This is a genomic window from Aeromonas sp. AE23HZ002T15, from assembly GCF_054165525.2.
The window spans coordinates 1,536,469-1,555,762 of record NZ_CM201342.1 but is presented as its reverse complement, the minus strand read 5'-3'; the positions used below and the strand labels follow the sequence as shown (position 1 = coordinate 1,555,762).

The following is a 19,294-nucleotide window of genomic DNA, read 5'->3' as shown; positions in this document are numbered from 1 at the left end:
TTTCTAGTTAGGTTACTAATGAATCTTGTTATCCATATTACCCGTTCAGGCGGCAATAACTCACGACTCGCTCGCAAAACGGGGAAAAGGTGGGAGCCTGCGCGAGAACTTTCTATGCTGTGTCCAGAGGTGAACAGATCATGCTGACAACGCCACCTCCGAGGAAATACAGCTACATGCTTCGTTTGATCTTGTTGTGCTGCCTGCTGTTTGGTTGGCCCGTCCGGGCCGAGACCATACATGTCTATTGCGATGACTGGCCGGGCTTTTGCCAGGGGGATGGTCGCGGCATCTATCTGGACATAGTGCGCGCCATCTATGAGCCGGCGGGCTACGGCATTCATCCGCACATAGTGCCTTACAAGCGGGCGCTGGCGGTGGTGGCGCAGAAGGGGGGCGACATGGCGATGGGGGTCTATCGTGACGAGGTGGAAGGGGTGCATCAACCCCGCCATCCGGCCTCGGCGGATGACGTGACCGTGCTGATGCAAAAGAGGTGGCTGCCGAGCTGGGAGGGGGAGCAGAGCCTGCGGGATCAGGATGTGCTCTGGCTGCGGGGCTGGGCTTTCGACAAGTTCATCCCCGAACCCATGCGCTGGTATGAGATAGACAGCCACGACATGGCGCTGCAACTGCTGGCCAAGGGGCGTTACCGCTACTACCTGACCGCCGGGGTGCTCTACCCCAAGGATGCCATCCCCCCCGACATGATCCGCGTCTTCCTGCGCTGGGTGCCGACCTATCCCATCTTCGTGGACAACGAGAAAGGGCGGCAACTGGAACGGCTCTGGGATCCCGGCATGCAATCCCTGATCAAAACCGGCGCCCTGGCGGATATCTACAGACGCAACCAGCTCTATGACTACTACCGGGACTTTATAAAGCAGCAGGCGCAGAGCCTGAAAAAGTGACGGCTTGTGCCAGACCGCCCGCCATCTTGGCCCTCTCGCGCTGGATTCTCTGCCATGCGGCTCAGGGGGCAGGCATGTTCTCTGCAATGAGTGGATTGGGTGAATGACCTGGATTGTCAGGCGCTGAGGGGGACTGTTTATGCTGCCAGCACTAGGCTGGCAACGTGCCCTCTCAGGCTTCCCGCCCCGCTCTGAGCCCCTTGGCCAGCCGGTCGTAGAGGATGACGTTGACCGAGGCCGCCAGGTTCATGCAGCCATTCGTCGGCACATAGATCACCTCCTTCACCGCCGCGAAGCGATCGGGTTCCAGGGTGCCATCCTCGGGGCCGAAGATGTAGAAGGCCCGCTCGGGGTGCACATAGTCAGGCAGCGAGGTCGCCCCCTCGATGAGATCAACCAGTACAGGGGTGCAGCCTGAGGGGACGAAATCCAGCAGTTCCTCGACTCCGAGCAGGGGGATCTTCTCCACCATCTGCTTGGTGTCGGTGGCGAAACGCCGCGCCAGCTCGAAGCGGCTGCCGGTGTAGTAGACCTCCTCCGCCCCGTAGCAACCCGCGGCCCGCATCACGGCCCCCACGTTCTCCGGTGACTTGGGATTGACCAGGCCAATGGCGCAATAGGGGCTAGTGGGCTGCGCCGGCAATGTGGCGCAGCCATGCTCCGGTTCTCTCATCTCGTGATCCTCTCCTGCTCAAGGGCTGCGCATTATACTCCCGCGCCGCTTTTTGCCCATCCCTTGCCTCATCCAGAGCGGGCGGCGGCCTTTCTGTGATGGGGGGAAGTCAAAGCGGGTTTCATATTGATCCCTTTCGTAAGGGTCCCGAGGTTTTTTGTGTGTCAGCCGACATTTCTTGCACAAAAAGCTGGCAGGAAAACCTTTGCGGAGAATAATGGACAAACGTTTGCAATTGGATGTTTGTCTATGACTGAGCGTGAACAAGAGATCCTCGCCCTGCTGCGCCAGGATCCCATGATTGCCCAGCAGGAGCTGGCGGACAGGCTCGGCATCAGCCGCTCGGCCCTGGCGAGCCATATCTCCAGCCTGATGCGCCAGGGCTATGTGCAGGGGCGGGGTTATGTGCTGCGCGAGGGCCCCTACGCCGTGGTGATCGGCGGTGCCAACATGGATATCTGCGGCGCCAGCCACGACAACCTGCGCATCGGTGACTCCAACCCGGGCCGGGTGAGCACCTCCGCCGGCGGGGTGGGGCGCAACATCGCCGAGAACCTGGCGCGCCTCGGCACCGATACCCGGCTGCTGACCGCGGTGGGCAACGATCAGTACGGCCACCATCTGCTGGAGGTGAGCCAGCGGGCCGGCGTCGACGTACGTCAGGTGCTGGTGCTGGAGGGTCAATCGACCTCTTGTTACCTCAGCCTGCACGATGGCAGCGGCGAGATGAGCTGCGCCGTCAACGACATGGGGATCATCGACGAGCTGACCCCGGCCAAGCTTGCCCCCCTGACGGGCTTCCTGGCCGCGGCCCGGCTCTGGGTGCTCGACACCAACCTCGCGACCCACACCCTGGACTGGCTGTTCGAGCGCCAGGGGGAGCACATCATCTTCGTCGACACCGTCTCGGTAGCCAAGGTGGAGAAGATCCGCCCCTGGCTGCATCGCATCCATACCCTCAAACCCAACCGCAGCGAGGCCGAACAGCTGTGCGGCTTCCGTATCGCCGGGCCCGACACCTGGCCCATGGCGGCGGCCTGGTTCCACCGCGCCGGGGTGCAGCGGCTGTTCCTGAGCCTGGGGGATCAGGGGATCTTCTATAGCGACGGGGAGTGCCAGGGTCATCTGCCCGTGCTCGGCAGCCCCGTCGTCAACGTGACCGGCGGCGGTGACGCCTTCATGGCCGGTCTGGCCCACGCCTGGCTGCAGGATCAGGCCATGGCCGAAACCACCCGTTTCGCCCTCGGCTGCGCCGCCCTCACCGTCAATTGTCCCGATACCGTCTTTTCCGGCCTCTCCAAGGCCGCCGTTGAACGCTTGCTGGAGGAGTACCCATGTTGAACGCTTACCTCGATATCCAACCTGAAGTCGCCGCCGCCCTGGCCGCTGGCAAACCCGTGGTGGCCCTGGAGTCCACCATCATCTCCCATGGCATGCCCTATCCGCAGAACGTGGAGACGGCGCGCCAGGTGGAGCAGGTGGTGCGCGATAATGGCGCCGTACCGGCCACCATCGCCATCCTGGATGGCCGCCTCAAGGTGGGTCTGGATGAGGGGGCCCTGGAGGCACTGGGCAAGGCTGGTCACGCCGCCACCAAGTGCAGCCGTCGCGACATTCCCTTCGTGCTGGCGAGCAAGGGGATGGGGGCGACCACGGTCGCGTCTACCATGATCATCGCCGCCATGGCGGGTATCCGGGTGTTCGCCACCGGCGGCATCGGCGGCGTGCACCGCGGTGCCCAGGAGACCTTCGACATCTCGGCCGACTTGCAGGAATTTGCCCAGACCCCGGTGGCCGTGGTCTGCGCCGGTGCCAAGTCCATCCTCGATATCGGTCTGACCCTGGAGTACCTGGAGACCCAGGGCGTGCCGGTCATCGGCTACCAGACCGAGGAGCTGCCCGCCTTCTACACCCGGGAGAGCGGCTTCAAGGTGGATTATCGCCTCGATACCCCGGCGGCCATCGCCGAAGCTCTGCGCCTCAAGTGGGAACTGGGGCTGGCGGGTGGCGCCGTGGTGACCAACCCCATCCCGGCCAAGTTCGCCATGCCCAAGGCCGACATCGATGCCGCTATCAAACAGGCGTTGCGGGAGGCGGACGAGCAGGGGGTCAAGGGCAAGGAGTCCACCCCCTTCCTGTTGGCACGAGTGTGCGAGCTGACAGGCGGCAACTCCCTGGCCTCCAACATCCAGCTGGTGCTGAACAACGCCGCCCTGGGGGCGCGTATCGCCGCCAGCCTGTAAAAGAAAGAGGGTTGGCAAGATAGCGGGAGGGGGCCACAGGCCCCCTCTCAATTAATAAGCCGTCGACTCATTTCTGCTGGGAAGAATATGACCTCAGCCTCAGGGCATTATTTAAAGGTGTATTTAAAATGCACGCCAATAATGTGCGGAGCCGAATTGCATATTTAATAATCGCTTTATTCAATGGCCACAATCTAATCAATTGGCTGTTATTTGCGCCTCGGCTGTCGATAATCGAGGTATCGGAATTCAGTCAAATTTCCCCCGCAAGACCCCGCCATCATTCCGTCCATAAAATACAAAGCTATTGTTTTTAATGTGGTTTTAATCATCCGCCCTTGATCTTGAGCAAATAATATCCACCGTTTCTCCAGCAGGCTGGGATGGCGATGATTCGCGAACTCAAGGGAGAGAGAATAATGAATAAATATAATCTGCTACTGGTGTTGGCACTGCCCGGGATGGGGTGGGCGAGTGAGCCGGTGCAACCGGTGGAAGCGGTCAAGGTGGGTGATCCGGCCAAGGTGGAGTTGGGCAAGATGCTGTTCTTCGAGCCTAGGCTCTCCAAATCCAACGCCATTTCGTGCAACCCCTGCCACAACCTGGCGACGGGCGGGGTGGACAATCAGGTCAGCTCCCTCGGCCACCAGTGGAAGGAGGGACCGATCAACTCGCCGACGGTGCTCAACTCCAGCCTCAACTTCGTCCAGTTCTGGGATGGGCGCGCCAAGGATCTGAAGGAGCAGGCGGCGGGCCCCATCGAGAATCCGCTGGAGATGGCCTTTACCCACAAGCTGGCGGTGGAGACCCTGCACACCCTGCCCGAATACAGGGTTCGCTTCGATGCCGTCTATGGCAAGCCGGATTTCGGCATCGACGAGGTGACCGACGCCATCGCCGCTTTTGAGGAGACCCTGGTCACCCCCAATGCCCCCTTCGACCGCTGGCTCAAGGGGGATGGCAAGGCGCTGACGGCGCAGCAGCTGACCGGTTATCAGCTGTTCAAGGACAAGGGCTGCACCGCCTGCCACAACGGCGTCGCCATCGGCGGCAACTCCTACCAGAAGATGGGGCTGGTCAAGCACTACGAGACCCGCAACCCGGCTCAGGGGCGTGGCGCCGTGACCGGTGAGAAGCAGTTCATCGGCTGGTTCAAGGTGCCCACCCTGCGCAACATCGAGCTGACCTACCCCTACTTCCACGACGGCGCCGTCTGGGATCTGAAGGAGGCGGTGCAGATCATGGCGGACATCCAGCTCGGCCAGCGTCTGAGCGAGCAGGAGGCGGAAGACATGACCGCCTTCCTCAGGAGCCTGACCGGCGATCAGCCCCGGATAGTGCTGCCCATGCTGCCGCCGTCCCAACCGGATACCCCCAAGCCCCAGGTCAAGAGCTGACGAACCGGGGTGCATCGGAAGCGGAGCCAGTCTCCGCTTCATCATGCTCCTATCTGATTGATTACAGGGACAAAGCCCCCCGCACGTCACAATGACGGCAGGATGACAATCCCCCAGCTGCGCGCAGTTTTTTGGCCGAATTGCCGCCACCTTCACATTTACGACATGCTCGTAAAATAGCCGATTGCCTGACTCATCAGACCTGGTGTCAAATCACTCCGCCTAACACAAGGAGTGGCATAATAATGAATAATATTAATAAGTTAGTTCTGGCTATCGGATTGACTCTCGGCGCTTTCCCGACCCTGGCGGCGGGATTCCAGTGCAAGGATCACGTCACCCTGGGGGTACCCAGCCAATCCAGTCAACTGTTGTGCCGGGAAGGCTACGCTGCCGGCTACAACTACGACACCAAGGTCTCTGACTGGGTCTCCTATCGGATGACGGCGGCCAGCGCCCAGGGGCAGGTACCGCGCAAGGATGCCTTCGCGGAGGACAAGGAGGTGCCGGTGCAGTTCCGCGCCACTTTGGCGGACTACAAGGGATCCGGTTATGACAGGGGCCATCAGGCCCCGGCGGCAGACATGCGCACCAGCGCCACCACCATGAAGCAGAGCTTCCTGCTGACCAACATGACCCCCCAGCTGCCGGCGCTCAATCAGGGGGCCTGGCGCATCCTGGAGGAGAAGACCCGCCAGTGGGCCATCGCTTACCAGAACGTTCAAGTGATCACGGGCCCCATCTTCACCAACTCGGACGCCTCCATCGGTAACGGTGTGACCGTGCCCCATGCCTATTACAGGGTGGTAATGGACGTGGCCAATCAGGAGGCGATCGCCTTCATACTCCCCCAGGAAAACGTCTCGGCCAGTAAGCTGGCGGATTACATAGTGACGGTGGATGCGGTGGAAGAGCAGACCGGGCTCGACTTCTTCACCAGTTTGCCGGACGAGCAGGAAGAGGCCATGGAGTCCCAGCTGATGGCGATGTGGTGAGAGGAAAAAGGAAACCGCAGATAACACAACAGGGGCCTGGGCCCCTGTTGTCATTTGCTTATCTCATCCCCGACCTTCTTGACCGTATCCCGGGTGCCGTGGCCGATTTCCCGGGTCACGTCCCGGGTGGTGTGGCCAATCTCCCGGGTCACGTCTCGGGTGGTGTGCCCCACGGTGCGGCCCGCCTCCTTGATATGAGTACAAGCCGAGCTACCCAGCACCAGGGCCAGTGTCAGCAGAACCTTGCCATTGCGCATCATGAGGTGCTCCTTATCCTGTGGTCTCATCCATTCCGATGGGCCATTATGGCTGTGCAGGCAAGGGTTGGGCAACCAACAGGGTATGGCCGGGGCCCGGGATCTCGTGTTCGGCCTCCACGTGGAAACCTGCTTCACGCAGGCACTGGTACATCTGTTTGGAGTGATAGAAGCGGCTGTTGCCATTGGCGATGGCGGTGAAATAGAGGGAGGTGGCGTTGAGACTGAAACTGGCGGCCTCGAAGCTCTGCCTGTCCCAGAACAGCTCCAGGATGCAGACCCTGGCCCCCGGTTTCATGTGCCGGCGAATGCGTTTGAGGATGGCCACTATCTGCTCGTGACTGAAACAGTCGAGGAACTGGCTCATCCACCAGATATCCGCCTCTCCCGGCAGATAGCCTTCAGCCTCCAGCATGTTGACCCCGTGACCCTGGACGCGCGCCGTCAGTCCGGCTGCGTCAATTCTGGGTTGCGCCAGTGCGATCTGCTCGGGCAGATCCAAAATGGTGACCTGGAGTGCGGGGTCCCGGGTCGCACAGGAGATGGCCCACTTGCCGGTGTTGCCCCCCACGTCATAGAGGCTGCGAGGTTCATAGCTCAGCACATGATCCTGCGCCTGCTGGAAGGCCCAGTCGGAGTAGAAATGATCGAATGAGAACCAGATGGCGCGGGCGGGCTCGGGCAATTCGTCCAGATGGGGGTAGATGGTTTCCCAGTCCGGGTTGAATACCTTGAGCCCCTCCGGTTTGCCCTCGCGAATGGCGTCGAGCAGGTGAGCCAGGGGCTGGTAGCAGACGTGCTGGGTAAAATCCATGTTGACCCGGGTCATGGGATCGTTTTGCAGGTAGGCGCCCACCTTGCCGAGCACATAGCGCTCCCCGGCCAGATGACAGACACCGCCGCCGAGGCCCATGTCCAGCAGCACAGACACCGCGTATTCGCTGAGCTCGCAATGGCCGGCTATCTCGGCCGTGGTGGCGCCGCTCTTGCCGCGGCTCTCCAGATAGGCGAGCACGCCGGTTTCGCGCAGGCACCAGCTCGCCTGAAACAGCATGGGGGCGAAGGCGATACGCTGGGCCTGGCTGATGGCATCGAGGGCGTTATATTGCTCACACTGATAGTGTTTCAATGGGGATCCCGTCTCTGGTTATTTGGCGCTGGTGTTGGTGCGTGCCAACTCGATCTGAATGGCCTGATTCAAGCCGAGGATCCAGCGATTATAACTACGGTGGATGGCGCCTTTGCCATTATCATCCAGATTGATGCTGCTGACATAATTGATGGAATAATCATGAGCAGTATATGGAATATTGATCACGGCCTGATGCTGGCGTACGTTCAACTGGCCGCGAATAACGCCGGGTTGATCTTTTTTCATCACCCAGCCCTTGCTGATCCCGCCGTTGATGATGGCGTTACCCACCTGCTCTTCGGTCAAGTTGAAATTCACCTGGTTGGCTGGCAGATTTTGTATCGGTTTGCTGGTTGAGCAGGCGGCGAGCAGGAGTGCACCGAGTACCAAACCCGATTTTGTGATCCAATTCATTATTTACCCCAATATACGTTTTATGAAATAGGGCAATGAGACACCATTATTTGGCCATTTTCAATAGAATCTGATTTGTCATCATGAGAGAGATACTTGGCTGGCTATATTTTCTGTTAAATAATGATATGATGTCTCGATAATAATAAGTCCAGCTAAGCTGGTTGTTATTTGGGCGCATTTTTCTCATCCCCGTATTGAGAAAAACATTTATTATTTGTATCACCCTCGTATCGCATAGGATTGAACGCCGCCATCATGCTCTCATTCTCACTCCTTGATGCGCAGGCGCTCTCCCCTGGATTGGAGCAAGCCGCTCAATGGCGGCAATGGGCCACGCAAATGCAGTGGCCCGAAGCGCCTCAACCCTTGCCCGCCACCCCCTTGATCCCCATGATGATGGCCCGTCGCCTCAGTGCCGGCGCCCGCCTAGCTGTGCAGCTCGGCCTGGATATGCTGGCCCGTCATCCCATCGACAACGCCATCTTCGTCAGTCGCCACGGCGAGCTGGCGCGCTCCATGACGCTGCTGCAGGGGCTGGCGGCGGGCAAACCCCTCTCCCCGACGGATTTCTCCATGTCGGTGCACAACACGGCGGCCGGGCTCTGCTCCATCCAGGGCAAGGCGGCGCTGCCCATAAGTTCCCTCGCCGCAGGGGAGGGGAGCCTGATGGCGGGACTGACCGAGGCCGTCGCCAACCTCCACGCCGGCTATTGGCGGGTGCTGCTGGTGGCGTTCGAAGGGGAGATCCCGGCCTTCCATCATCCCTGGCTCCCTGCCACGCCGCCGTATGCGCTCGCGCTGGTGCTGGGCAATGAGCAGGAGGCGGAGAGTGAGCGCTGGCGCTGTGAGGGGCAAGGGGTTGCCACCCACTCCCCCGAGCTGGCTCAGCCCCTGGCATTCTGGCGCGCACATCTGTTGCAGCAAGCCAGCTGCCTGCTGGGGGATGGGCGTCAGGAGTGGTCATGGCGGAGAGACTGAACCGGTTCTGGCGTCTGCTGGGTACTGCCCTCGGCTTTACCCTGTTTGGGCTGGGGGGCTTGCTGCTCAGCCTCTGCTGGTTTCCGCTGCTGGCGCTCTGCCTGCGGGGTGAGCGACGTCGGATCCTGGCACAGGCCAGCATCAAGCAAAGCTTTCGGCTGTTCATGGCCCTGCTCAAGGGGCTGGGGGTGCTCGATTATCGCGTCATCGGCATGCCGAGGGATCTGCACAGTGCCCTCATCGTCGCGAACCATCCCAGCCTGCTCGACTATGTGATCCTGGCCGCCGAGCTGCCGGTGTGCGACTGCATCGTCAAGCGGGCTTTATGGCATAATATTTTCCTCGGTGGCGTGGTGCGTGCCGCCGACTACATTCCCAACGGGGAGGCGGAGCAACTGCTGCCGCGCTGCATCGAGCGGGTGCGCCGGGGTGGCCTGTTGCTGATCTTTCCGGAAGGCACCCGTACCACGCCGGGTGAGCCTGTCCGCCTGCAGCGAGGAGCCGCCCAGCTGGCCTTGCGTGGTCGGGTGACACTGCAGCCCGTGCGCATCCATTGCAGCGAGCGCTTTCTCACCAAGCAGGACAAATGGTTCCAGACCCCGAAGAACAAGCCCGTTTTCACGCTGGAGTTTTTGCCGCAGATCGCGACCACCGAAGGGGTCGATGAGGAGCAGCACAGCGGCCTGGCCGCACGCCAGTTAACCCGGTTACTTACCCGGGTCCTGCAACCCGGGACCCCATGACAGCCTATGGAAGAGCAATGCAAGATCTGCAACAAGAGATAAAACAACTCATCATCGACAGCCTCAACCTGGAGGGGCTGACCCCGGATGATATCGACGCCAAGGCGCCCCTGTTCGGCGACGGCCTGGGTCTGGACTCCATCGATGCGCTGGAGCTGGGGCTGGCCATCAAGGGCCGCTACGGCATAGTCCTCTCCGCCGATGACGAGAATACCCGTCGTCACTTCGCCAGTGTCGAGGCCCTGGTGGCCCTGATCCAGTCCCAGGCTTGAGTCCATCCTCTTTGGAGATATCGTGATGAACAGAGACGAGATTTTTGCCAAGGTGAAGGCAACCCTGGTGGAGTTGTTTGAAGTGGATGAAGACGCCGTCACCCTGGAGGCCCAGCTCTATCAGGATCTGGAGCTCGACAGCATAGACGCCATCGATCTGGTGGTGCACCTGCAAAAACTCACCGGCAAGAAGATCAAGCCCGAGGAGTTCAAGTCGGTGCGCAGCGTCGCCGATGTGGTCGAGGCGGTCGATCGCCTGATGAATCCCGCCTGATAGCCCGGCTCCATGATGCGTCTGCTCTCCTTGTTGGCAGGGATCTTGCTGCTGGCTTATCCCCTTGCCGTCTATCTGGGGCTGACCCATTGGGGCAGCTCAGCCCTGCTCGGCATCCTGCTGGTCACCTTCGCCCTGCGCCTACTGCCCGGGCTCTCCCCGGTGCGGGAATGGCTGTTGCTTGGCCGCCTGCTGGCCTGTGTCGGCCTGATGTTGACGGCCCTCAGTGCCATCTTCTCGGCTCAGCACTGGCTGCTCTATTACCCCGTAGCGGTGTCGATGGCGCTGCTCTGCCTGTTTGGCTGGAGCCTGACCCAGCCCATGAGCCTGGTGGAGCGCCTCGCCCGGCTGCAGGATCCCGAGTTGCCCCCCGCCGGGGTGCGCTACACCCGTACCGTGACCAAGGTCTGGTGCGGCTTTTTCGTGCTCAATGGCGGCCTGGCCGTTGCCACCGTCTGGTACGGGGATCTCGCTCTGTGGAGCCTCTATAACGGTCTCGTCAGCTATCTGCTGATGGGGCTGCTGATGGGGGGAGAGTATCTGGTACGCCTCAGGGTCAAGCGGAGCTTTGCATCATGAGAATGCCCGGTGATCTGCTCGCCGCTATCTGGGGACGAGAGGATGACGATCTGGTGGCGTTCGGACCGAACGGAGAGGTGCGCTTTGGCACCTTGCGCCAGGGGGCCGAGACGCTGGCCGACCGATTGATGCAGCTGCCGGCCCGGCGCTGGGCGCTCTGCTTCGAAGACAGCCTGCTGTTTGCACAGGCCCTGCTCGCCTGCGCCCTGACGGGGCGGGAGGCTATCCTGCCCGGCCACCAGAGGCCCGCCGCCCTGGCGGAACTCGGCGCCGGTTTCGATGGGGTGCTGACCGATAGCCAGACCCTGGGGGAGGGGGGCGCCATCCCCTGGCTGCAACTACCCCTCTCCAGCGTGGACGAGGCGCAGCCCGCTGGCCGCTGGCCAGCCCCCCTTGCCCTGCCGCTGACCCTGTTCACCTCGGGCTCCACCGGAGAGCCCAAGGCGATCCCCAAGGCCTGGCACCAGCTGGACGCCGAGCTGCGGGTGTTGATCGCACTCTGGGGTGAACGGCTCGATGGGGCACGCCTGCTGGCGAGCGTCAGCCATCAGCACATCTATGGTCTGCTGTTTCGCATCCTGTTGCCTCTGGTGTTGCGAGTGCCCTTCGCCCGCACTCTGACCCTCTATCCGGAGCAGCTGAGCGCCCAGTCCGGTCGCTGGGTGCTGATCGCCTCCCCGGCCTTCCTGAGCCGCCTCGATCCCGCCCTCGCGGCCGCTGGCTGTTCTCTGGTGGTCTCCTCCGGCGGCCCCCTTGCCCTGGCGGATGCGCACCAGAGCGAGCAGCTGTTCGGCCAGTTGCCGGTGGAGGTGTTTGGCAGCAGCGAGACCGGCGGCATCGCCTGGCGTCAGAGTACTGAGCCAGATATCCCCTGGCGGCCCATGCCGGGCATAGGGATAGCGCTGGGGGAGGATGACCAACTGCTGCTGAGCTCCCCCTACCTGCCCGATGACAAGCCGCTGCTCTGCGCCGATCGCATCCGTCTGTGCGAGTCCGGCTTCCACCTGCTGGGGCGCGGGGACAGGGTGGTCAAGATCGAAGAGAAACGTGTCTCCCTCGACGAGGTGGAGGCGCGGCTCCAGAGCTTGCCCTGGGTGGCTGCTGCGGCCGTGTTGCCCCTGACGGTGGGGGCCCGGCAACAGCTTGGCGCCGTGCTGGTGTTGACCGACGTCGGCCATGCCCAGTGGAAGGCGCTTGGGCCGGGCCGTTTCCTCATAGCGCTGCGGGAGCAGCTGAGACCCTGGATCGAACCGGTGGCCCTGCCGCGCCGGTTGCGCCTGCAGGTGGAACTGCCCCTCAACAGCCAGGGGAAGCGTCCCTGGGGGCAGTTGAAGGCACTGTTTGATGAAGATTTTGTTGATATTGATGCCGAGCAATCTGTGCCAGCGCAGATGAAACACTCACTCAGGGGATCCGATCCATGCCAATAAATGGGTTGCCAAGCCTCATCGAGCAGCGGTGGCAGGAAGATGTCCTGGTGCTGCGCCTGCGCCTCGACCCCGACTTGCCCTGGTTCAGCGGCCACTTCCCCGGCGCGCCCCTGCTGCCCGGCGTGGTGCAGGTGCACTGGGCCATGCACTATGGCCGCCAACTGCCCGGCCTCGTCGGCGAGTTCGGTGGCATGAGCCAGCTGAAATTCCAGCGCCCGTTGCGCCCCGATCAGGAATGCGAGCTTCATCTGAACTGGCTGGCGGACAAGGGGCAGCTGCTGTTCAGCTATCGGCTCGGAGACGAGACCGCCAGCAGCGGTCGGGTGAGGCTATGTCCCTGAATCCCTGTCTCATCATCCCCTGCTACAACCACTCGGCGCCCCTGGCCGGAGTGCTGAGCGAGCTGAAAGCGCTGGGACTGCCCTGCCTGCTGGTGGACGATGGCAGCGAGCCCGGTGCCGCCGCCGCGCTGGATACCCTAGCGGCCACCCACAGTGAGTGGGTGAGCCTGCTGCGTCACCCCCAGAACCAAGGCAAAGGGGCCGCCGTGACGACAGGGCTCATGGCCGCACGGGCTCGGGGGTTCAGCCACGGGGTACAGATAGACGCGGATGGCCAGCACGACTTGTCTGACGTACCGCGCCTGCTGGCCGAGGCCGAGCGCCAGCCAGATGCCCTCGTCTCGGGGCGACCCCTCTACGATGATTCCGTCCCCAAGGGGCGCCTCTATGGCCGTTACATCACCCATGTCTGGGTCTGGATAGAGACGCTCTCCTTCGCCATCGAGGACAGCATGTGCGGCTTTCGGGTCTATCCCCTGGCGGCGAGCTGCGCTCTGCTGGAGGAGGTGCGCCTCGGCCGGCGCATGGATTTCGATACCGAGGTGATGGTGCGGCTGCACTGGCGCGGGGTGCCCATGGCGTTCGTGCAGACTAGGGTCATCTACCCCGAGGACGGCAGCTCCCATTTTCGCCTATGGCGAGACAATCTGGACATCTCCTGGATGCACACCCGGCTGGTGTGCCGATTGCTGTGGGATCTTGGCCACAAGCTGATGGGCTTGCCGGCCCGGCTCTGGCAGCAGGGCAAACAGCACTGGTCGCGCACCCCTGAGCGAGGATCCTTGCTCGGCCTGCAGATCATGCTGGCCAGCTATCGACTGCTGGGGCGCCGGGGCTTCAAGGCGTTGCTCTACCCCGTCATCGGCTACTTCTGGCTGACAGGGCGCCGCCAGCGGGCGGCCTCCGAGCAGTACCTGGCGCGGCTAGGCGCCTTCGCCACCGCGCAGGGGGTGAGCTTGCCTCCCGAGCCGAGATCCAGCTTCCGCCATTTCCTGCGCTTCGGGGAGGCGGCGCTGGACAAGCTGGCGGGCTGGCGCGGCGACATACCACTCTCCGACATAGAGCTGGTGGGGCGCGAGCACCACGAGGCGGCCCTGGCCAGCGGCCGTGGCCTGCTGCTGCTCGGCTCCCACCTCGGGGATCTGGAGCTCTGCCGGGCGCTCGGCACCCGGGGCGGTCAGGTGCCCATCAATGCCCTGGTGTTCACCCGCCATGCGGCCCGCTTCAACGCCCTGCTCAAGCAGGTCAATCCAAATTCCAACATCAATCTCATCCAGGTGCAGGAGATGGGGGCGGACACCGCCATCCTGCTCAAAGAGAAGATAGACGCGGGGGAGTGGGTGGTGATCGTCGGAGATCGCACCTCGGTGACCCGGGAGAAACGGGTGGTCTGGGCCGATTTTCTCGGCGCGCCAGCGCCCTTCCCATTGGGGCCCTTCGCCCTGGCGAGTGTCTTGGCCTGCCCCGTCTATCTGATGTTCGGCCTCAAGGAGCAGGGGCGTTTTCGGGTCCATTTCGAGCCCTTCGCCGAACGACTGACACTGCCCCGCGCCGAGCGGGAAGCAGCCCTGCACCACTGGGTGCAGGCCTATGCCGACCGTTTGCAGCACCACTGCCTGCGCGCGCCGCTGGACTGGTTCAATTTTTTCGATTTTTGGCAGCTAACTCATGATGAACAGTGATACTCCTTCTCCCCAGGTCACCTTCGGCGCAGACCGGCTCACCATAGAACAGGTAGTGGCCCTGGCCGAGGGGCGCGCCAGACCCGTGCTCAACCCGGATCCCGCCTTTATGGCCCGCATCCAGCGCGGCGCCGACTTCCTCGATCGCCTGCTGGCGGAAGAAGGGGTCATCTACGGGGTGACCACGGGTTACGGGGATTCCGTGACCCGGGCCGTGCCCCCCGCCCTGGTGGCCGAGCTGCCTTTGCACCTGACTCGCTTCCACGGCTGTGGCCTGGGAGAGAACCTGGATGTAACGGCCGGACGCGCCGTGCTGGCGACCCGGCTCTGCTCCCTGGCCCAGGGCGTCTCCGGGGTCAGTCCGGCACTCTTGGAGCGACTCTGCTGGCTGCTGGAGCAGGATCTTATCCCGCGCATTCCGGAGGAAGGATCGGTCGGGGCCAGCGGCGATCTCACCCCGCTCTCCTACGTGGCCGCCGTGCTGGTGGGGGAGCGTGAGCTCTATCGGGACGGCCAGCTCGCCAGTACTGCGGATGTCTATGCCGAATTGGGAGTGGCGCCCCTGCGGTTGCGCCCGAAAGAGGGGCTGGCGCTGATGAACGGCACCTCTGTGATGACGGCACTCGCCTGTCTCGCCTATGCCCGTACCGAATACCTGATGCAGTTGGCAACCCGGATCACCGCCCTGGTCAGCGTCGCCATGGAGGGCAACGCCTTCCACTTCGATGAGCGGCTGTTCGCGGCCAAGCCGCACCCCGGCATGCAGAACATCGCCGCCTGGTTACGCTCGGATCTGCAAAGCGGCGAGCTGCCGCGTCACAGCGATCGCTTGCAGGACAGATATTCCTTGCGCTGCGCTCCTCACGTCATCGGTGTGGTGGCCGACAGCCTGCCCTGGTGGCGCCAGCTCATCGAAAACGAACTCAACAGTGCCAATGACAACCCGCTGATCGACGGCGACTTCGAGCACGTGATGCACGGCGGCCACTTCTACGGCGGCCATATCGCCATGGCCATGGACAGCATGAAGACGGCGGTGGCAAACCTCGCCGACCTGCTCGACCGCCAGCTGGCCCAGCTGGTGGACGGCAAGTTCAACGGCGGCCTGCCGAGCAACCTGTCCGGCGCCAGCGGCGAGCGTCGCATGATCAACCACGGCTTCAAGGCGGTGCAGATCGGCGTCTCCGCCTGGACCGCAGAGGCCCTCAAGCTGACCATGCCCGCCAGCGTCTTCTCCCGTTCCACCGAGTGCCACAATCAGGACAAGGTGAGCATGGGTACCATAGCGGCGCGGGATGCGCTGCGGGTGCTGACCCTGACCGAGCAGGTGGGGGCCGCCTGCCTGCTGGCGGCGGTGCAGGGGGTCGAGCTGCGCCTCGGCCTGCAGCAGTGTTTCCTGGATGAACTGAGCCAACCCTTGCGCGACATGGTGCTGGCGGTGAGAGCCGGTCACCCGGCCCTGGTGGAAGACAGACCCCTCGAGCAGGAGCTCAGGGCCCTGATAGTACGCCTGCAGGATCGTCACTATCCGCTCTATGGAGAGTCGAAACATGCCAACTGAACCCTGGATGATCAGCCACAGCATCGAAGTGGAGATCCCGTTCCACGACGTGGACATGATGGCGGTGGCTTGGCATGGGCACTATGTGCGCTACATAGAGCTGGCCCGCTGCGCCCTGCTCGAGACTATCGATTACAACTACCCCCAGATGGAAGCCTCCGGCTATCACTGGCCCATCATAGATCTGCGCCTCAAGTACATGGCGCCTCTGCGTTTTGGCCAGAAGGTGCGAGTCGAGGCGCGGCTGTGCGAATACCAGAACCGTCTCAAGATCGAGTATCAGCTGTTCGATGCGAAGAGTGGCGTGCGCACCAGCAAGGGTTACAGCATCCAGGTGGCGGTGAACAAGGATAGCGGTGAGATGTGCCTCGCCTCGCCCAGGGTCTTGCTCGACAAGCTGGGAGTCGATGAATGAGACGAGTCTTGATGAAGGGCATGGGAGGCTGGCTCTGTGCCTGCTTGTTGCTGCTGTTGCCTGGGATGGCCCTGGCCACCCCCCAGGCCTCTGCGATGACCCAGGCAGAGGTGCGCGAGCTGCTGAGCGCCGAGCCGGCCCAGCGCGCCCGCTTCGAGCAGGAGAAGCAGGTGGAAGGCCTGGCCCAGCCCCTGAAATCCGGCGGCGAGGTGCTGCTGGTACGGGGTCAGGGGCTCTGGTGGCATCAGCAACAGCCCTTCGAGCTGGCCCTGAGCCTGACCGCCCAACGCATGAGTCAGCAGGTGGGGCAGGGGCCTGTGCAGGTGATCGACAATCCCCAGCTGCTGGAATTCAGCGGCATGATGCTGGCCCTGTTCGGCTCGGACGAGCAGGCGCTGGCCCGCTACTTTGCCCTCGATTTTCACTCCACCAAGCAGGGCTGGACCCTGGTGCTGACCCCCCGGGCAGCCCCCCTGAACAAGGTGTTCGCGAGCCTCACCCTGAGCGGCGGCCAGCAGCTGGAGCGGCTGGTGATCGCCGATCGGCAAGGGGATGAGACCCGCATCCACTTCTCTGACTGGCAGAGGGTTAACCTGCCCCTAGCTGCCGAGGAGCAGGCCCACTTTGCTCCCTGAACACCCAGCCGCATCCGCTGTCGAACGCGCATCCTCTGTCCGGGGCTGGAGCGAACTGACCTGGCGTCGGCTCTCCTGGCTCTGGCTGCTGCTCAGCGCGCTGGCATTGGCGCTGCTCGGCTGGCAACTGTCCCACAGCCGCATCAACACCAGCCTGATGGACCTGCTTCCCCACGAGGAGCGATCCACTCTGGATCCTGCCCTGCGTGAGGGCCTGCTGCGCCAGGTAGACAGGCAGCTGGTCTGGATGCTGAGCCTGCCGGCGGGGCAGGACGGTCTGGCCGCGGCGCAGGCGTGGGCCAAGACCCTGAACGCCTTGCCCGAGCTCAGCGCGGTGCGCGCCGATCAACCACAGCTCGCTCCCGCCTGGCAAGGCTTCATCTATGACTATGGCTGGCAGCGCCTCGACGAGGGCAGTCGTGCCCGTCTGGCTGCAGGCCCTGAGGCCTGGAGCCAGTGGGTGCTCGGCCAGATCTACAGCCCCTTCGGCGGCGTCTCCCGCGCCGAGTGGCAATCCGACCCCCTGCTGCTGACCCGGGCCGGGGTGCAGGGTCAGATGGCCAGCACAATGCGTCTCGACCATGGCTGGCTGATGAGCCGGGACGAGGGGGGACGGCAGTGGTTCCTGCTGCGAGCCGAGCTGGATCTGTCGGCCTTCGATCTCGCGCGCAACACCGAGCTGCTGAGTCGCCTCAACGAGGCGGAGCAGAGTCTCAAGGCCAAGTACCCGGGGGTGGAGCTGCTGCGCCGTGGCACCCTCTTCTACAGCCAGCATGCCAGCGAGCTGGCCCAGGAGGACATCTCCACCATAGGGCTCGGCTCCACGGTCGGGGTCCTGCTGCTGATGTGGCTGGCGTTTCGCTCGTATCGGGCGCTCTGGATCTCCCTGCTGCCCATCGTCATCGGCCTCGCCTGGGGAGTGCTGGCCGTGCTGCTCTGGTTTGGCGAGGTGCACATGTTCACCCTGGTGATCAGCTCCAGCCTGGTCGGCATCATAGATTACGGCATCCACTTCCTGACCGAGCGGCGTCTGCATGGCCTGCAGGAGAGCCCTCACCAGACCCGCGCCCGCCTGCTGCCCAGCCTCTCGATGGCGCTGTTCGCCACCCTGGTCGGTTATGGCCTGCTCTGGCTCGCTCCCTTCCCCGGCTTGCAGCAGATGGCCCTGTGCGCCCTGGTGGGGCTGACGGCCTCGTTCATTACCGTGCTCTGCCTGTTCCCGCTCTGGCTCGGTGACTTGCCCCAGCGGGAGGCCCGCGTGCTGGTGCCGATGGCGCTCTGGCTCAAGTGGTGGCGCGAGTGGCCGGCCTTGCGCTGGGGCGTGCCCCTGCTCTGCCTGATCCTGATCGGGGCGGGATTGAGCCGACTGGAAGTCGATGACGACATAGCCCGGTTGCAGCCGCTGCCCATCGAGCTGCAGGCACAGGAGCGGCAGATCCAGCGCCTGACCGGCCAGCAGGGTGGCATGACCGGCTTCTTGGTGACGGCGGCCGATGGGGAGACGGCCCTGCAGCGCCTCGAGGCCATGAGCCACAAGCTGGCCGAGGCCAAGGTGCAGGGTCAGCTGACGGGCTTCGTCTCGCTGGCCCAGTGGTTGCCCTCCCTGGCGCAGCAGAAGGTGGATCATGCCGCCCTCACAAACCTGTTGCCCGAGGTGGTGGCGCGGCTCAACCAGGCCGGGGTGCCGGTCAAGGCGGAGCCCAGACCCTGGCATCCCCTGACCCCGGAGCACTGGCTAGGGAGCCCGGTCAGCGAGGGCAGCCGGCTGCTCTGGCATGGCTTGCCAGATGGCCGGGTCGCGCTCTGGCTGCCGGTCAACGGCGTGACGGATGTGGTTGCCGTGGCGGCCCTGGCGCAGGGGCAAGAGGGGGTCTTCTGGCAGGATCCGCGCAACCAGTGGAGCGAGCTGTTCGCCCACTACAGGGTCAAGCTGACGGAACTGTTGCTGGTGACGATCGCCCTGGTGGGCCTGCTGCTCTGGGCTCGCTTCGGCTTGCGCAAGGGGGCGCGTATCCTGATGATCAGCGGATTCTCTCTGGGCGCTGGGCTGGCCCTGCTCGCCGCCTGCGGCCAGCCGCTCACCCTGTTCGGGGTGCTGGCCATGAGCCTCATCTTTGGCATCGGCATCGACTACAGCCTCTTCTTCGCCTACAGCGGCGGGGATCCCCTGCGCCAACGCTCGACCATGTTTGCCATCCTGCTGGCCAACCTGACCACCCAGCTCTCATTCGGTCTGCTGGCCCTGAGCCACACCTCTGCCATCGCGGGCTTCGGCCTGGTGCTGAGCGGCGGCATCTTTATCGCATTCCTGCTCTCTCCCCTGGTACTGGACAGACGATGACGACCCTTATCCACTCAA

21 protein-coding genes are annotated in these 19,294 nt (G+C 63.2%); 17 read left to right on the top strand and 4 right to left on the bottom strand.

Annotation, left to right across the window (positions count from 1 at the left end; genetic code table 11):
* The first annotated feature begins 176 nt into the window (after positions 1–176).
* Positions 177–911, top strand: coding sequence for a transporter substrate-binding domain-containing protein (locus ACT5M9_RS07100; protein WP_457980737.1), 735 nt, complete (start codon positions 177–179; stop codon positions 909–911).
* Between the two features lie 172 nt (positions 912–1,083).
* Here the strand turns inward: ACT5M9_RS07100 and ACT5M9_RS07095 are convergent, their stop codons facing one another.
* Positions 1,084–1,584: an RNA methyltransferase gene (locus tag ACT5M9_RS07095; RefSeq protein ID WP_457980739.1), complete on the bottom strand. Its 501-nt coding sequence runs from the start codon at positions 1,582–1,584 to the stop codon at positions 1,084–1,086.
* Between the two features lie 249 nt (positions 1,585–1,833).
* On the opposite strand from ACT5M9_RS07095, the gene ACT5M9_RS07090 reads away from it, so the two are divergent.
* The 4 genes from ACT5M9_RS07090 (at position 1,834) to ACT5M9_RS07075 (ending at position 6,219) form a co-directional block, all read left to right on the top strand.
* The gene (locus tag ACT5M9_RS07090) at positions 1,834–2,925 is read left to right on the top strand and encodes a PfkB family carbohydrate kinase (protein WP_457980740.1); all 1,092 of its coding nucleotides are present in this window, start codon (positions 1,834–1,836) and stop codon (positions 2,923–2,925) included.
* Complete coding sequence (locus ACT5M9_RS07085; protein ID WP_457980742.1) at positions 2,919–3,827, top strand: pseudouridine-5'-phosphate glycosidase; 909 nt, start codon at positions 2,919–2,921, stop codon at positions 3,825–3,827. Before ACT5M9_RS07090 ends, ACT5M9_RS07085 begins: the two co-directional genes overlap by 7 nt.
* Positions 3,828–4,246: 419 nt before the next feature.
* Positions 4,247–5,224 carry a cytochrome-c peroxidase gene (locus ACT5M9_RS07080; protein ID WP_457980744.1) on the top strand — a complete coding sequence of 326 codons (978 nt, stop codon included), beginning with the start codon at positions 4,247–4,249 and terminating at the stop codon, positions 5,222–5,224.
* A gap of 245 nt (positions 5,225–5,469) precedes the next feature.
* Positions 5,470–6,219: a DNA/RNA non-specific endonuclease gene (locus ACT5M9_RS07075; protein ID WP_438551855.1), complete on the top strand. Its 750-nt coding sequence runs from the start codon at positions 5,470–5,472 to the stop codon at positions 6,217–6,219.
* A gap of 50 nt (positions 6,220–6,269) precedes the next feature.
* Here ACT5M9_RS07075 and ACT5M9_RS07070 read toward each other — a convergent pair whose 3' ends face one another.
* Genes ACT5M9_RS07070 through apeA form a run of 3 tightly spaced genes read right to left on the bottom strand, consistent with a single transcriptional unit; the run spans position 6,270 to position 8,022 of the window.
* Positions 6,270–6,479, bottom strand: a complete 210-nt coding sequence (locus ACT5M9_RS07070; RefSeq protein WP_438551856.1) for a hypothetical protein — start codon at positions 6,477–6,479, stop codon at positions 6,270–6,272.
* A gap of 43 nt (positions 6,480–6,522) precedes the next feature.
* Entirely contained in the window at positions 6,523–7,605 is a 1,083-nt protein-coding gene (locus ACT5M9_RS07065) for a methyltransferase (RefSeq protein WP_457980746.1), read from the bottom strand.
* 18 nt (positions 7,606–7,623) lie between these two features.
* Positions 7,624–8,022, bottom strand: coding sequence for an ApeA family protein (apeA, locus tag ACT5M9_RS07060; protein WP_457980748.1), 399 nt, complete (start codon positions 8,020–8,022; stop codon positions 7,624–7,626).
* Between the two features lie 258 nt (positions 8,023–8,280).
* Here apeA and ACT5M9_RS07055 point away from each other — a divergent pair, with 258 nt between their 5' ends.
* From ACT5M9_RS07055 to apeM, 12 genes are read left to right on the top strand one after another with little or no spacing between them, the layout of a single operon-like run.
* A complete protein-coding gene (locus tag ACT5M9_RS07055; protein WP_457980750.1) occupies positions 8,281–9,003 on the top strand; it encodes a beta-ketoacyl synthase chain length factor in 723 nt (240 codons plus the stop codon).
* Positions 8,988–9,746, top strand: coding sequence for a lysophospholipid acyltransferase family protein (locus ACT5M9_RS07050; protein ID WP_457980752.1), 759 nt, complete (start codon positions 8,988–8,990; stop codon positions 9,744–9,746). Before ACT5M9_RS07055 ends, ACT5M9_RS07050 begins: the two co-directional genes overlap by 16 nt.
* A gap of 17 nt (positions 9,747–9,763) precedes the next feature.
* Positions 9,764–10,018, top strand: a complete 255-nt coding sequence (gene apeE, locus ACT5M9_RS07045; protein WP_438551861.1) for an ApeE family acyl carrier protein — start codon at positions 9,764–9,766, stop codon at positions 10,016–10,018.
* Positions 10,019–10,043: 25 nt separating this feature from the next.
* Positions 10,044–10,292, top strand: coding sequence for an acyl carrier protein (locus ACT5M9_RS07040; protein WP_438551862.1), 249 nt, complete (start codon positions 10,044–10,046; stop codon positions 10,290–10,292).
* Between the two features lie 12 nt (positions 10,293–10,304).
* Complete coding sequence (locus tag ACT5M9_RS07035) at positions 10,305–10,871, top strand: COG4648 family protein (RefSeq protein WP_457980754.1); 567 nt, start codon at positions 10,305–10,307, stop codon at positions 10,869–10,871.
* Positions 10,868–12,301, top strand: a complete 1,434-nt coding sequence (locus ACT5M9_RS07030; protein ID WP_457980756.1) for an AMP-binding protein — start codon at positions 10,868–10,870, stop codon at positions 12,299–12,301. Before ACT5M9_RS07035 ends, ACT5M9_RS07030 begins: the two co-directional genes overlap by 4 nt.
* The gene (locus ACT5M9_RS07025; protein WP_457980758.1) at positions 12,292–12,642 is read left to right on the top strand and encodes a 3-hydroxyacyl-ACP dehydratase FabZ family protein; all 351 of its coding nucleotides are present in this window, start codon (positions 12,292–12,294) and stop codon (positions 12,640–12,642) included. The genes ACT5M9_RS07030 and ACT5M9_RS07025 overlap by 10 nt, the downstream gene beginning before the upstream one ends.
* Entirely contained in the window at positions 12,639–14,324 is a 1,686-nt protein-coding gene (locus ACT5M9_RS07020) for a glycosyltransferase family 2 protein (RefSeq protein WP_457981640.1), read from the top strand. The genes ACT5M9_RS07025 and ACT5M9_RS07020 overlap by 4 nt, the downstream gene beginning before the upstream one ends.
* Complete coding sequence (locus tag ACT5M9_RS07015) at positions 14,314–15,885, top strand: HAL/PAL/TAL family ammonia-lyase (RefSeq protein WP_457981642.1); 1,572 nt, start codon at positions 14,314–14,316, stop codon at positions 15,883–15,885. Before ACT5M9_RS07020 ends, ACT5M9_RS07015 begins: the two co-directional genes overlap by 11 nt.
* Entirely contained in the window at positions 15,875–16,300 is a 426-nt protein-coding gene (locus ACT5M9_RS07010) for an acyl-CoA thioesterase (RefSeq protein WP_457980760.1), read from the top strand. The genes ACT5M9_RS07015 and ACT5M9_RS07010 overlap by 11 nt, the downstream gene beginning before the upstream one ends.
* Before the next feature lie 11 nt (positions 16,301–16,311).
* Positions 16,312–16,935 carry an ApeL family LolA-like protein gene (gene apeL, locus ACT5M9_RS07005; RefSeq protein WP_457981644.1) on the top strand — a complete coding sequence of 208 codons (624 nt, stop codon included), beginning with the start codon at positions 16,312–16,314 and terminating at the stop codon, positions 16,933–16,935.
* Positions 16,925–19,276, top strand: a complete 2,352-nt coding sequence (apeM, locus tag ACT5M9_RS07000) for an ApeM family transporter (protein ID WP_457980762.1) — start codon at positions 16,925–16,927, stop codon at positions 19,274–19,276. The genes apeL and apeM overlap by 11 nt, the downstream gene beginning before the upstream one ends.
* Positions 19,277–19,294 lie beyond the last annotated feature (18 nt).